At 72.2% G+C, this 12,952-nt stretch carries 11 protein-coding genes and 1 pseudogene; 7 read left to right on the top strand and 5 right to left on the bottom strand.

The features are described from left to right. Positions 1-121 precede the first annotated feature (121 nt). Complete coding sequence (locus ABZ635_RS22905; RefSeq protein ID WP_357768707.1) at positions 122-1,432, bottom strand: ABC transporter substrate-binding protein; 1,311 nt, start codon at positions 1,430-1,432, stop codon at positions 122-124. A gap of 391 nt (positions 1,433-1,823) precedes the next feature. On the opposite strand from ABZ635_RS22905, the pseudogene ABZ635_RS22900 reads away from it, so the two are divergent. Next, a pseudogene (locus ABZ635_RS22900) lies at positions 1,824-2,198 on the top strand (beta-ketoacyl synthase N-terminal-like domain-containing protein); the annotation flags it as partial. A gap of 148 nt (positions 2,199-2,346) precedes the next feature. Here the strand turns inward: ABZ635_RS22900 and ABZ635_RS22895 are convergent. Next, on the bottom strand, positions 2,347-3,354 hold the full coding sequence (locus ABZ635_RS22895; RefSeq protein ID WP_357768705.1) for a LysR family transcriptional regulator: 1,008 nt from the start codon (positions 3,352-3,354) through the stop codon (positions 2,347-2,349). A gap of 264 nt (positions 3,355-3,618) precedes the next feature. Between ABZ635_RS22895 and ABZ635_RS22890 the strand changes: the two genes are divergently transcribed. After that, positions 3,619-4,773 (top strand): acyl-CoA dehydrogenase family protein, encoded by a 1,155-nt coding sequence (locus ABZ635_RS22890; protein ID WP_357768703.1) that lies wholly within the window; start codon positions 3,619-3,621, stop codon positions 4,771-4,773. Between the two features lie 22 nt (positions 4,774-4,795). Here the strand turns inward: ABZ635_RS22890 and ABZ635_RS22885 are convergent, their stop codons facing one another. Next, positions 4,796-5,575 (bottom strand): 4'-phosphopantetheinyl transferase superfamily protein, encoded by a 780-nt coding sequence (locus ABZ635_RS22885; protein WP_357768701.1) that lies wholly within the window; start codon positions 5,573-5,575, stop codon positions 4,796-4,798. Between the two features lie 103 nt (positions 5,576-5,678). Here ABZ635_RS22885 and ABZ635_RS22880 point away from each other — a divergent pair, with 103 nt between their 5' ends. The 5 genes from ABZ635_RS22880 (at position 5,679) to ABZ635_RS22860 (ending at position 8,511) form a co-directional block, all read left to right on the top strand. Continuing rightward, the gene (locus tag ABZ635_RS22880; protein ID WP_357768700.1) at positions 5,679-5,813 is read left to right on the top strand and encodes a hypothetical protein; all 135 of its coding nucleotides are present in this window, start codon (positions 5,679-5,681) and stop codon (positions 5,811-5,813) included. 58 nt (positions 5,814-5,871) lie between these two features. After that, positions 5,872-6,678 carry a DeoR/GlpR family DNA-binding transcription regulator gene (locus ABZ635_RS22875; protein ID WP_357768698.1) on the top strand — a complete coding sequence of 269 codons (807 nt, stop codon included), beginning with the start codon at positions 5,872-5,874 and terminating at the stop codon, positions 6,676-6,678. A gap of 139 nt (positions 6,679-6,817) precedes the next feature. Then, positions 6,818-7,624 (top strand): polyprenol monophosphomannose synthase, encoded by an 807-nt coding sequence (locus ABZ635_RS22870; RefSeq protein WP_357768696.1) that lies wholly within the window; start codon positions 6,818-6,820, stop codon positions 7,622-7,624. Positions 7,625-7,698: 74 nt separating this feature from the next. After that, positions 7,699-7,956 (top strand): hypothetical protein, encoded by a 258-nt coding sequence (locus ABZ635_RS22865; protein WP_357768694.1) that lies wholly within the window; start codon positions 7,699-7,701, stop codon positions 7,954-7,956. Positions 7,957-8,217: 261 nt separating this feature from the next. Further along, positions 8,218-8,511 (top strand): hypothetical protein, encoded by a 294-nt coding sequence (locus ABZ635_RS22860; protein WP_357768692.1) that lies wholly within the window; start codon positions 8,218-8,220, stop codon positions 8,509-8,511. Positions 8,512-8,517: 6 nt separating this feature from the next. Here ABZ635_RS22860 and ABZ635_RS22855 read toward each other — a convergent pair whose 3' ends face one another. Both ABZ635_RS22855 and ABZ635_RS22850 read right to left on the bottom strand, forming a co-directional pair. After that, on the bottom strand, positions 8,518-10,110 hold the full coding sequence (locus tag ABZ635_RS22855) for an MFS transporter (protein WP_357768690.1): 1,593 nt from the start codon (positions 10,108-10,110) through the stop codon (positions 8,518-8,520). A gap of 103 nt (positions 10,111-10,213) precedes the next feature. Further along, positions 10,214-12,952 carry an FtsX-like permease family protein gene (locus ABZ635_RS22850; protein WP_357768688.1) on the bottom strand — a complete coding sequence of 913 codons (2,739 nt, stop codon included), beginning with the start codon at positions 12,950-12,952 and terminating at the stop codon, positions 10,214-10,216.

Genomic DNA, 12,952 nt, shown 5'->3' with positions numbered 1-12,952 from the left:
AACCCGTTCAGACGCCTCGTTCGGTGCACAGAATCCCTAGCGCTCCGAGGCCGCCGCCGCTCATGGACCCTTCCACTCCGAAGCCCCTCGTGATCCGGTACGGCCCGCGCCCGCGCCGTGCTCACTGGAACAGGGGCACCTCGTCGGGGTCCGGGCGGTCCAACTCGAAGGGGAGGATCTCTCCGCCGTCGCTGTCGGTGACCCGGGGCTCCTGGAGGATCTCGGGCTCTTCGCCGGCGTGATTCTGGACGACCATCACCCCGGAGTAGCCGCTGTGGTCGTTCTCCGTGGCCGCGAACGGCACCAGTCCGGGCCCGGTCCACTCGCGGGAGTTCAACGTCTCCAGCAGTCGTTCACGGTCCAGATCCGGTCCGACCTCCATCAGGAGCTGGGCGAAGAGGGTCGCCTGGACCATGCCGTACACGGTGGTGTCGGTGAAGGGGGCGCCGTCGTTGTACTGCTCGTGGATCTCCCGGTAGAAGGCGGTCCACGGGTCGTCGGTCTGGGCCGCCATCGGGAGGAAGGCGGTGATGACGAGCCCGTCGGTGAGGGTCTCCGGGGGGATGTCCTCGGCGGGGGTGCCCTTGGCGTACTCGCCGATGAGCTGGTCGACGATGGCCACGTCGCCGCCGAAGCTGGGCGCCACCCACTGGGGTTGGTAGCCGATCGCCTCGGCCTCCAGGATCGCCAGGCCGAGGAAGGCCGGGATGCAGTAGCAGACCGCCACGTCGGCGCCGGACGCCTTGAGCTCGGCGACCTGGCCGCCGAGTTCGGGCACACCGGGGTCGTAGGACTCCCAGGCGACGATGTCGTCGACCAGGTACTGCTCGATCCCCGCGTGGGAGGCCGGTCCCACGTCGTCGTTCTGGTAGAGCAGGCCGACGTCGTCACCGGGGTAGTTCTCGGCGATGTAGGCGCCCTGGACCTTGGCCTCCTTGGAGTAGTCCACCTGGAAGCCGTAGCTGTAGGGGTACTCCTCGGGCTGGTCCCAGGCCAGGGCGCCGGACGAGACGAAGAGGTCGGGGACGCCCTCGTCGTTGAGCTCCTCCAGGACCGACTCGTGGGTGGGGGTGCCCAGCCCGCCGAGCAGGGCGAAGATCTCGTCGTCGTCGATGAGGGAGCGAGTGACCTCCATGGTCCGTGCGGGGTCGAATCCGTCGTCCTCGACCCGGTAGTCGATCGTCCGGCCGTGGATGCCGCCGTTGTCGTTGACGTAGTCGAAGACGGCGCTCGCTCCGGCGGAGACGTGCACGAACCCCGGGGAGGCCGGTCCGGTCAGCGGTTGGTGGGTCCCGATGACGACGCTGTCGTCGGTGACCCCCGTGGTGGTGCCGCCGGGGGCGGTGTCCTCGTCGGCCGTCTCGGTGCCGGAGCAGGAGGCGGCGAGGACCGCGACGGCCAGTGCCGCGGCGGCTGTTCCCAGTGTGCGCATGGTGGATTCCTGAACTCGTTGTGCCTTCGCAACGGGGGGCCTGACGGCCCGTGGGGGAAAGCGGCTTCGTGCTCGGGAGAGGGAGAGGGAGAGGGAGAGGGAGAGTGAGGCGGCGTCGCCTACTCGCCAGTACGTTACCGGCTGGTAAACATCATACGAACGGGCCCGGTGCCTGCAACCGCGGGTAACCCCCACGGCTGACCGGCCGGTCGCGCGAACGCCTTCGACGGTCCCTCCGGAAAAGAGGCGGCCGAACCACGGAATATAACGCCGTTACCGCATAAACGCGCGCGCTTCGCAAAAACGGAGAAGAAAGCGAACGTGCGCCGATTCATGCTGGAGCGCGCGAAGAGAAGACATTCCAGTTGTCCCCACGGACCGGAGGTGCCCCATGGGCGGCGAACGGATCGCGATCGTGGGCATCGGCCTCTGCTACGCGGACGCCGACACGCCCGAACAGCTGTGGGAGAACGTGTTGGCGGGCCGTCGGGCCTTCCGCGCGCTCCCCGCCGAACGCCTGAGCCTGGACGACTACTGGTCGCACGACCCGGACGCGCGCGACCGTTTCTATTCCGACCGGGCCGCCCTCCTGCGGGATTTCGCTTTCGACCGGAGGAAACACCGGATCGCCGGAAGCACGTTCCGTTCGACGGGCATGACGCACTGGCTCGCCCTCGAAACGGCCGCCCGCGCCCTGGCCGACGCCGGCCACCCCGGAGGTGAGGGCCTGCCCCGAGCCACCACCGGAGTGGTCCTGGGCAACAGCCTCACGGGGGAGTTCTCGCGCGCCAACGCCCTGCGCCTGCGCTGGCCCTACGTTCGCCGCACCGTCGCCGCCGCCCTGCGCGACCGGGTCCGCGTCGCCCCCGAGCGGTCCGGGGACCTGAGGGGCGGGGTCGGTGCCGACCCGCCGGTCACGGACGGTCGGGCCGAACGGTCGGGCGCTCGTCGGCGTCGTGCGCGTACCGGTTCCCGTGGGGAGCACGGCCCAGGGGCGTGCGGTCGAGGATCTCGTGGGGAGCACCGCCCAGGGGCGTGCGGTCGAGGATCTCGCGGGCGATCCGGGCGACGCCGTCCGAGGCCTGGTCGACCGGGCTGTCGCGGCGCCAGACCAGTAGGTGCCGAAGCTGTATGGGCGCCCCCTCCAGCGGTCGGACGACCACGCCTCGACCCGACTCGAAGTCCGCCTGGCACGGCGCGACCGCCCGGCGGCGGGCGATGAGGTCGCGGATCTCCGACCTCTCGTACAGCCGGTAGGGCACCTCAGGGCTGAACCCGGCCCGCTGGCACGCCAGGTAGAAGCACTCGGGCCACCCCGTGCCGTCCGGCGGGGTCAGCGCCCACGGGCACTCGGCGAGGTCCTCCAGGCGCACGGAGGCCTCCCGCGCCAGCGGGTGGTCGGCCCACAGCGCCACGTGCAGGGGGTCGACCGCGAGCATCGCCCAGGCCAGCGGACCGTCAGTGGGCAGGTCGCGGTCGACGTAGTCGATGGTGGTGCCCAGGTCCAGCCGGCCGGCCCGCACCAGGTCGGTGACCAGTTTGGGCGAGTACTCGGTGCGCACGTGCACCGGGACGCCGGGGAAGACCTCGGGCAGTCGGGCCGACAGCTCCACGGTGAGCGGGCCGACCCCACCTACGCGCAGCGTGCTCGGCGAGGCCCCGCGCGCCGTGATGTCGTGCGTCAGGTCGTCCATGGACAGGAGCACCGCGCGGGCCCTGACCAGGACGAAATCGCCGAGCTCGGTGGGGCGCACGCCCGAGCGCCCCCGATGGAACAGCGGCCCGCCCACCTCGCGTTCGATCCTTTGCAACTGCGTCGTCAGCGCGGGCTGCGACGTGGACAGCGCTGCGGCCGCCTTCGTGACGCTGCCGGTGTCGGCCAGGAGGCAGATCGTACGGAGATGGCGGAGTTCGAGGTCCATGCGTGGAATCTAGGGCGCCGGGGGCCTCCGTGTACAGACGCGGGGGTCGGGCGCGGCGGGGCACGCGTCCCGTCTGGTGATGTGTCCCTTTCGGGCGTGTTCGTCCAACGAGGCCGTTCCGGAGGGCCTGACACGCCCTCCGCGTGGTTCGTTGGGATAAGGTGCCGTGCGTCACCATATAGTTGGACGACCTACTACTTCGACGGTAACCCGCGGAGCCGGTCGGTCCGAGGCGCACCTGGGCGCGCGACAGTGGGAGAGTTCATGGCGGTCGAACGCACGCTGCACACACCCGAGGCCGAACAGCTCCTGGAGCTGACCGGGGAACTCGTGGACAAGGAGATCGCCCCGCGCGCGGCCGGGGACGAGGAGGGGTCGGTCTTCCCCCGCGACGTCTTCACCACGCTGGGACGGGCCGGACTGCTCGGGCTGCCGTACCCGGGGGAGTACGGCGGCGGCGACCAGCCCTACGAGGTCTACCTCCAGGTCGTGGAGGAGCTGGCCCGGGGCTGGCTCGCCGTCGGCCTGGGCGTCAGCGTCCACACGCTCTCCTGCTACCCGCTCGCCGCCTTCGGTAGCGCGGACCAGCGGGCCGCCCACCTCCCCGCGATGGTCGGCGGCGAACTCCTGGGCGCCTACTGCCTGTCCGAGACCTCCTCCGGTTCCGACGCCGCCGCGATGACCACCCGGGCCGAACGCGACGGTGAGGGCTACCGGGTCAACGGTGCCAAGGCGTGGATCACCCACGGGGGCCGGGCCGACTACTACACGCTGTTCGCCCGTACCGGCGCCCCGGACTCGGGCCCGCGCGGCATCAGCTGCTTCCACGTCCCGGCGGACACCCCCGGGCTCGGGGCGGCCGCACCCGAACACAAGATGGGCATGCGCTCCTCGCCCACCGCGGGCGTGCTCCTGGACGACGTCGAGCTGGGCGGGGACGCGCTGGTGGGGGAGGAGGGGAAGGGGTTCGGGATCGCCCTGGCCGCACTGGACTCCGGCCGCCTGGGCATCGCCGCGTGCGCGGTGGGGCTGGCCCAGGCCGCGCTCGACGCCGCGGTCTCCTACTCCCGGGAGCGCCAGCAGTTCGGCGGGGCGATCGGCGACTTCCAGGGGATCGGATTCCTGCTGGCCGACATGGCCACGCAGGTCGCCGCCTCGCGGGAGCTCTACCTGTCCGCGGCACGCCTGCGCGACGCGGGCCGCCCCTTCGGCAAGCGGGCCGCCATGGCCAAGCTGATGGCCAGCGACACCGCGATGCGGGTCACCACGGACGCCGTCCAGGTGTTCGGCGGCTACGGGTACACCCGTGACTTCCCGGTCGAACGCTACATGCGCGAGGCCAAGGTGCTCCAGATCGTGGAGGGCACCAACCAGGTGCAGCGCCTGGTGATCAGCCGCCACCTGGCCAAGGAGGGCTGACGCCCGGCCGGGGCCGGTCCGGTCACCCCCGCAGGAGGTCGGCGGTGCGGTCGGCGGGCTGCACCGTCAACCGCACCTCGCGATCGGTGAGCACCGCCAGAGCCGCGCGGTACTGCGGGCCCCCGTCCAGGTCCGACAGCCACGCCGCCCCCGGGCCGCCGCCGCCCTCCCAGGACAGCAGCCGGGCCCGCGCGTCCGGAGCGCTGACCGCCACCCGGCGCAGACCGCCGGACAGTCCGAGCCCGGTCGCCTTGAGCAGCGCCTCCTTGCGCGCCCAGTAGCCGAAGAACGCCGCCGTCCGGTCCGCCTCGGGCATGGCCTTCCACGCCTCCTGCTCGCTGTCGGCCAGCGCGTACCCGGCCAACCCGGCCAGGTCCCGCGCCTCCGAGACCCGTTCCACGTCCACGCCCACCGGCGTCTCCCGGGCCAGGGCCAGCACCACCCACTCACCTGAGTGGCTGACCGAGACCTCCCACCCCAGGGCGGCTCCCGTGGGCACGGGCTTGCCGTGCGGCTCCTCCCGCACGCCCGGCGGCGCCTGCGCGCCGGTCCTCGCCTTGTCCTCACAGGACCGGCAGCGCAGCTCGAAGGCGACCCGCTCCGGGGCGCAGCCGGTCCGGTCGGCCAGGACCAGCCGGGACAGGGCACGCCCCAGCAGGTGGCGGTCGCGGTCGGCCTGGAGCCGGAAGCGCTCCTGGCGTTCGCGTTCGGAGCGGTCCAGCAACCGCAGCAGGCGTTCGCTCGCGGAAGAGGTGTGGGCCCACCACACCGTGGAGTCGAGGGGCGCGGAGCTGAGCGTCATGCCCCCCATTGTCGCCGATCTTCCCGGCGATCGGTGGTGTGAGCCCAAGCCAAACGGGGCATCCGGTAAGTGGCAGGTCAGCCCGCCCCCCTTGGAGGCCCAGATGTCCGTCGTCATGATGCTCGGTGCCGGAGCACTCGTCGGCCTCGTCGCCCTCACCGTGCTCTTCCTCGTCACCCTCCTCTCCGACAGGCCGGAGAGCGAGGCGCACCCCACCCGGGACCGCTCCGTACTCTAGGTGTGCGCGGCCCCCCGCCGTGCGCCACGACCAGTACGGAAAGGGTGGGCCCGTACCCATGACCGAAGAGAGCCGTCCCGCCTTCGCCGCCGAACGCCGGGAACGCATCCTGGAACTGGTGCGGGCCAACGGCAGCATGTCCCTGCGCGACCTCGCCGCCAAGGTCCGCGCCTCGGAGGTCACCGTCCGGCGCGACGTCCGCGCCATGGAGGCCGAGGGTCTGCTCGACCGCCGCCGGGGCGGCGCGGCGCTGCCCGGCCGGATGGGCCACGAACAGAGCTACGCGGGCAAGAGCGGGCAGTGCGCCGCCGAGAAGGCCGCCATCGCCGCCGTCGCGGCCCGCCTGGTACGTCCCGGCGACGCCGTCACCATCGGTCCCGGCAGCACTGCCGAGGCCTTCGCCCGGGCGCTCCTGGGCCACGGCGACCTCACCGTCGTCACCAACTCCCTCCGGGTCGCCGACGTGCTCGCCGGGGCCATGGGGATCGAGGTCGTGATGACCGGCGGCACCCTGTACGCCCCCACCCGGGCGCTCGTCGGCACGGCCGCCGAGGAGTCCCTGGCGGGCCTGCGGGTCAACCGCGCCTTCCTGTCCGGCAACGGGGTCAGCGCCGATCGCGGGCTGAGCACCCCCAACCCCGCCGTGGCCAGCGTGGACCGGGCGCTGTCCGCCTGCGCGGAGGAGACCATCGTGCTCGCCGACCACACCAAGGTCGGCGCGGACACCATGGTGCCGACCGTCGCCCCCGAGGAGATCGCCCACCTGGTCACCGACAGCAGCGCCGACCCCGAGGTGCTGATGACCCTGGAGGAGACCGGCGCCCTCGTCCACGTCACCGTGGTCGCCGGCGAACGCGGCCAGTGACGTACCGGGGGCCCGCGGCCCGGCCCCGGAGGCAGGCGCGTACCGTACCGGCCACACCTATTGTGTGGTGAGCGTTCCATGAGTGATCCTGGACGCCCCTGCCAGACCCGACGTCCACCCACCCCAGGAGTCGCCGCGCATGCCCACCGACCCGACGCCCCCGACCGCTCCGGTGCGGATCACCCCCGAACCGGTGGCGCTGCCCGAGCCCTGGCGGAGCTCGGCCCTGACCGTGGTCGTGCCCACCTACGACGAGGCCGGGAACCTGCCGGTCCTGGTGGCGCAGCTCATGGCGCTGGACCTGCCCCGGCTGCGGGTCGTCGTGGTGGACGACAACTCCCCGGACGGCACCGGCGAGGTCGCCGACAAGCTCGCGGCGGAGCTCGGCGGGCGGCTTTCCGTGGTGCACCGCACCCGCAAGGACGGGCTCGGCCGCGCCTACGTGGAGGGCATGACCCGTGCCCTGGCGGACGGGGCCGAGTACGTCGTGCAGATGGACGCCGACCTCAGCCACCCGGTGGGGTACGTCCCCCAGCTCCTGGGCACGCTGCACTCCACCAACGCGGGGGTGGTCATCGGCAGCCGTTACGTGCCCGGCGGTAGCCTCTCCGAGGCCTGGGGCCTACGCCGCCGCCTGCTCAGCGGGTGGGCCAACACCTACGTCAAGCGGGTGCTGTCGATCCCCGTCCAGGACGTCACCGCCGGTTTCAAGATCTGGCGCGCCCCCGCCCTGGAGGTCCTGGACCTGGCGAGTATCGAGAGCACCGGCTACGCCTTCCAGGTCGAGATGCACTACCGGGCGTTCCGGCGCGGGCAGAAGATCATGGAGATCCCCATCCACTTCGAGGACCGCGTCGTCGGCCAGAGCAAGCTCGACGGGGCGGTCGCCCTGGAGGCGGCGCTGCGCCCGCTGCGCCTGCGCCGCGCGGAGAACGCCAGACGCTGACCGTGTCCCCCTTGGGCGCGCGCCCCTTCACCTGCGATCCTGCGGGGGTCGGGACGATGAGCGAGGGGGACCACATGTCCGAACAGCCCTACGACGTGGACGCCGACATGGGGGAGGACCCCCAGGAGAGCGAGATCGCCGAGGCCGAGAGCCGCCAGAACCCGGACGCGCCCGTGTACGGGTACACCTTCGAGGACGAGAGCGCCGCCACCGAGCGCGGCATCGACCAGGAGGTGCGGGAGGAGCGCGACGACGTCATCCCGCGCGAGGACTTCGAGCTCGACGAACCCGGCGCCGAGGCGGAGGCGGTCCACGAGGAGGACGAGTCCTGAGCCCGTCGGGCCCCGGGAACCGCCGCGTTCCCGGGGCCCCGCCGCGTCTGCCGTCTCCCGGCGGCGGACCGCACCGGCGCCGCCGGACACCCGCGCTACTCCGTCGGGCGTCCCGCCCGGGCCCCGGACGCGCGGACGGTCCTGCGACGCGCGGACCGTCACCCGACGCGCGCATGGTCCCGGGGTGTTGTCCACAGGATCGCCAACACATGTGATCTTCGAGGTCAAAGCGGGGATGACCCTGGTAGGGAGGCGGACAACGTGACCGAACGACCCTACGACGTGGACCTGGACCTCGGAGACGATCCCCAGGAGACCGAGGTCGCCCAACGAGAGCGCGTACTGGACCCCGACTTCGACATCCTCAGCTACGACTTCGAGGACGACGACAGCCGCGGCGGCCTCGGCATCACCGAAGAGGTGCGGGCCGAACGCACCGGCGTCGTCCCCCGACAGCGCTGGGGCGGGTACCGCAGCGCCGAGGAGGAGGCGCTGAGCGTGGTCCTCGACCCCGACGCCGTCAACGACCGGCCCCCGGAGGGGCACGGGACCTGACCGTCCTCAGCGCTCCGTACGGCCGCCGCCGTTCCCGGCGGTCGACCCCGGACAGGAGCGCAGCGGCGGGCCGGTCACGCCGCAGAACCGCACCGGCTGCTCCTCGCCGAGCGGTTCCACCGCACTGGTCTCCTCGGGCAGGGAACCCCGCCCGGCCGCCTCGGCCGCCTCCGGCATCCGACCGCGCGGCAGCACCAGGGCACACAACGACGCCACCACACACAGGCCCGCGAGGATCAGCATGGCCGTGCCGAACCCCGTCGCCAGCGACGCCGAGTGCCCCTGCGACCCCGCCCCCTGGCCGCCGGACCCGCCGATTCCGGCCAGCACCGGTACCGCCGCCACCCCGATCAGCTGCGCGCCCCGGGCGAACGTGTTGTTGACCCCCGACGCCAGCCCCGCGTGCCGCTCCGGAACCGAGGCGAGCACGGTGGCCGTCAGCGGGGCCACGGTCGTGGACAGACCCAGCGCGACCAGCAGCACCCCCGGCAGCACCCCGGTCAGGTACGGGGCGTCGCCGTGCAGCCGGGACAGCACCGCGAACCCGACGGCCAGCAGCAGGGGACCGACCACCAGCTGCGTCCGCGGCCCGATCCGCGAGGCGAGCCTGCCCGATCGCGCCGACAACAGCAGCATCAACAAGGTGATCGGCAACGACGCGGCCCCGGCGGCGACGGGGGAGTAGCCCGCCACCTCCTGGAGGAAGATCACCAACAGAAACAGCAGCGGACCCAGCGAACCGTAGATCAGCACCGTGGCCCCGTTGGTCACGCTGAACGGCAGGGAGCGGAACAGCCCCAGCGGAAGCATGGGGGAGGCGGTGCGCGCCTCCACGAACACGAACACCGCCAGCGCCGCCACACCCACGACCGCGCCGGTCCACACGGCGGGGGTGGGACCCACCGCGCCCCACTGGATCAGCGCGTACGTGACGCCCGCCAACGCCACCACGCCCAGCAGCGCCCCGCCGTAGTCCAAACGCCCCTGGCTGGAGGTGTCCCGCGACTCCGGCACACGGAACCGGGCGATCAGCAGCACCACGACCGCGACCGGCAGGTTGATGAGGAAGATCAGGCGCCAGTCACCGATCTGCACGAGCCAACCGCCGACGAACGGCCCCACCGCCGCCGCCACACCGGTCAGGCCCGACCACGCGCCGATCGCCCGCGCCCGGTCGTCCTCCCGGAAACCCGCCTGGAGGATGGCCAGGCTCCCCGGGGTCAACAGCGCGCCGCCCACCCCCTGGATCACCCGCCCGGCGACCAGCCACCCCAGGTCCGGCGCGAACGTGCACAGCGCCGACGCCAGCGCGAACACCGCCACACCCGCCATGAACAGCCGCACCCGACCGAACCGGTCCGAGAGCGAGCCGCTCAGCAGGATCAGCGCGGAGAGGGTGACCATGTACCCGTTGACGATCCACTGGAGCCCGGCCAACCCCGTGCCGAGGTCCCCCTGGATCGCGGGGAGCGCCACCGTCACCACCGTGGAGTCCAGGAACGCCATCCCCGAACCCAGGACCGTCGCGGTGAGCATCCACCGGGCCGCGGGCGTCCCCCACGCCACCTGACCGGCGGGCACCGGCACCGAACCACTCATACGACACACCTCCCAGGACTACCGCCACCATAGGAGCGGGCCCCCTCCCGGAGGAGGGGGCCCGCGCCGACTTTTCGTCGTCCTGTGCGGTCTTGACCGCCGGCTACTCGCTGGCGAGCGCTCCGGTGATCGAGGTCCCGGCGGCCCGCCGGGCGGGCAGGACCGCGGCCAACAGCCCGGCCAGCACGGCGATCGCGATGAACACCGCGATCTGCGCGACCGGGACGCTGAACACCAGGCCCGGCAGGACCGCGGCACCGGCCGCCCAGCCGAACAGCACGCCCAGGGAGATGCCGATGCCCGCGCCGATCAGGCACAGCAGCACGGCCTCGACGCTCAGCATCCGGCGCAGCTGCCCCTTGCCCAGGCCCAGCGCCCGCAGCAGGGCGGACTCCCGGGTGCGCTCCAGGACGGACAGCGCCATCGTGTTGGAGATACCGAACACCGCGATGATGATCGCCAGGCCCAGCATCGCCGCGATGGAGTAGAAGGCGATGTTCATCATCTCGGAGAACTGGTTCTTCATCTCCGCGACTGACATGACCTGCACCATCGGGTACTCGTCGACCGCCGCGTAGACGGCCTCGCGCACCTGCGCCGCGTCGGCGCCGTCGGCGGCGCGCAGGTGCAGGAACTGGCTGTCCCTGATCTCCGGGAAGGCCGCCGAGAAGTCCTCGGAGGTGACGACCGCGCCCCAGAAGGCGGCACCGTCCTCGGCGATCGCGACGATCTCCAGGTCGAGGTCCCCGCTGGGGGCGGGAACGGTGAACGTGTCACCCACGCTCCGGCCCTCCGCGTAGGTCTGGGTCACGACCACCTTGCCCGACTCCAGGTCGGTCAGGTCGCCTTCGACCGTCTCGTCCTTGATGTCGACGCCGATCTCAGCACCGTAGTAGGCCATCACCGGCAGACCCATGGCGGTCGGGTCGGAGTCGTCCTCGATGAAGGTGGAACGCTGCGCCATGACCTTCTCGAGCAGCGGGCTCTCGGACAGCTTCTCCTGGACCTCCTGCGGGACGAGCGCCTCGGTGCTCTCCTCCTCGACCGCGTCCTCGGAGACTCCCTCTTCCGGGCCGGTCTCCTCCACGGGGCCTTCGACGGCACCCTCGACAGGGTCGCCCTCCTGGGCCGCCCGGGCCGCGTCCTCGGTGCCCTCTCCCTCGACGGTGCCCTCGGCACCGTCCTCGGCGCCGTCGACGCCCTCCTCCGGTGCGGCGGCGTTCTGCCCCTCCGGGGCGTACTGGGCGCTGATCTGGTAGTCCACCGGGAACTGCTCGTCGAGCTGTTTGGTCAGCGTGGACTCGAAGGAGGTGCTGATCACCGAGTAGCCGGTGATGAGCGTGGCGCCCACCGTCAGCGCGATCATCGCGGTCGCCGCGCGGCGCGGGCTCCGGGTGGAGTTGTCCACCGCCAGCATGCTGGGAACGCCCACCCGCCGCAGCGGGACGCCGACCACCCTGACGATGCCGCGCACCAGCAGGGGACCGAGGACGACCACGCCGACGAAGGCGATCAGGGCGGCACCGGTCACGACGAACAGGCCGTTCGGGTCCGGGCCCATGCTCTGGCTCAGCGCGACCAGCCCGGCGGAGGCGGCGAAGGCCAGCAGGCCGAACACCACGCGCACCCACCCGGTGCCCTTCTCCAGCCCGGAGGCGGTGGCGCTGGTGCGCAGGGCGGCCAGCGGCGCCACACGGGTGGCCCGGGTGGCCGGAACCAGCGCGGAGAACACGGTCATCAGGGTGCCGACCAGCAGGCCCACGATCACGGCGGTCGGGCTGACCACCACGGACGCGGTGACGTCGGAGCCCATCAGCTGTCCGCCGAACCGGGCACCGGCCGCGCCGACGCCCACACCGGCCAGCACACCGAGCGCGGAGGCCACCAGGCCCACCACGAACGACTCGCCCAGCACGGAACGGAAGACCTGGCCGCGCTTGGCGCCCACACAGCGCAGCAGGGCCAGCTCACGCTGACGCTGCGCGATGAGGATCGCGAAGGTGTTGTAGATGACGATCCCGGCGACGAACATCGCGATGACGCCGAAGAGCAGCAGAGCGACGCGCAGCACCTCGGTCTGGGCGCCCGCGCTCGTGGCCATCTCCTCGCCGAAGGCGGCGCCGGTCTGCACCTCGGTACCGGTCACGGCGGCGACCGCCTCGGCGGCGTCCTCGTCGGTGGAGCCCTCGGCCGCGCGCACGTCGATCTCGGAGTAACCCGAGGCGCCGGTCATCCCCTGGACGGTGTCCGGGGCGAAGACCACCGCGCCGCCGAAGCTGTAACTCGGGTCGACACCGAAGTCGACCAGGCCGGTGACGGTGAACTCGCGCTTCTCCTGCTCGGGGTCGAGCACCGTGACGGTGTCACCGACCTCGAAGCCGGTCTGGTCGGCGGTCGAGGTGGCCAGCGCGATCTCCTCGTCGGAGGAGGGCAGTTCCCCCTCGCTGGCGGAGAACCGGCTGGTCTCGCCGAACGCGACGGCGGCGGGAGGTGTGAAGCCGAACGCGCGGCCCTCGGCGTCCAGGAGCACGGCCTCGCCCCGGACCAGGCCGTCGGCCCCGGCGACCTCGGGCAGGGCGCGGATCTCGTCCAGCACGGAGTCGGTGAAGGGAACCGGCTCCAGCGGGAAGCCGTCCTCGTCCTCACCCTCCCCCGCCTCGGGGACGGCGATGGCGTCGACACTGGTCGCCGACCCCATCACGGACTTCTCGTAGCTGGCCTTGAGGGTGTCGGCGAAGACCAGCGTCCCCGACACGAACATGACGCCCAGCAGGATGGCTAGGACGGTGGTGACGTACCGGGACTTGTGGAGCCTGAGCCCGGCGAGTGTGGTGCGGAGCAT

The organism is Nocardiopsis sp. NPDC007018 (genome assembly GCF_040635075.1).
Lineage (GTDB): Bacteria > Actinomycetota > Actinomycetes > Streptosporangiales > Streptosporangiaceae > Nocardiopsis.
Note: the sequence above shows the minus strand (reverse complement) of the source record. Positions and strands in the feature narration are given on the sequence as shown.

Coding starts and splice junctions, on each gene's coding strand:
- ABZ635_RS22905 (WP_357768707.1), bottom strand. CDS start 1,432: ATGCGCACACTGGGAACAGCCGCCGCGGCACTGGCCGTCGCGGTCCTC.
- ABZ635_RS22895 (WP_357768705.1), bottom strand. CDS start 3,354: ATGGACCTCGAACTCCGCCATCTCCGTACGATCTGCCTCCTGGCCGAC.
- ABZ635_RS22890 (WP_357768703.1), top strand. CDS start 3,619: ATGGCGGTCGAACGCACGCTGCACACACCCGAGGCCGAACAGCTCCTG.
- ABZ635_RS22885 (WP_357768701.1), bottom strand. CDS start 5,575: ATGACGCTCAGCTCCGCGCCCCTCGACTCCACGGTGTGGTGGGCCCAC.
- ABZ635_RS22880 (WP_357768700.1), top strand. CDS start 5,679: ATGTCCGTCGTCATGATGCTCGGTGCCGGAGCACTCGTCGGCCTCGTC.
- ABZ635_RS22875 (WP_357768698.1), top strand. CDS start 5,872: ATGACCGAAGAGAGCCGTCCCGCCTTCGCCGCCGAACGCCGGGAACGC.
- ABZ635_RS22870 (WP_357768696.1), top strand. CDS start 6,818: ATGCCCACCGACCCGACGCCCCCGACCGCTCCGGTGCGGATCACCCCC.
- ABZ635_RS22865 (WP_357768694.1), top strand. CDS start 7,699: ATGTCCGAACAGCCCTACGACGTGGACGCCGACATGGGGGAGGACCCC.
- ABZ635_RS22855 (WP_357768690.1), bottom strand. CDS start 10,110: ATGAGTGGTTCGGTGCCGGTGCCCGCCGGTCAGGTGGCGTGGGGGACG.
- ABZ635_RS22850 (WP_357768688.1), bottom strand. CDS start 12,952: ATGCTCCGCACCACACTCGCCGGGCTCAGGCTCCACAAGTCCCGGTAC.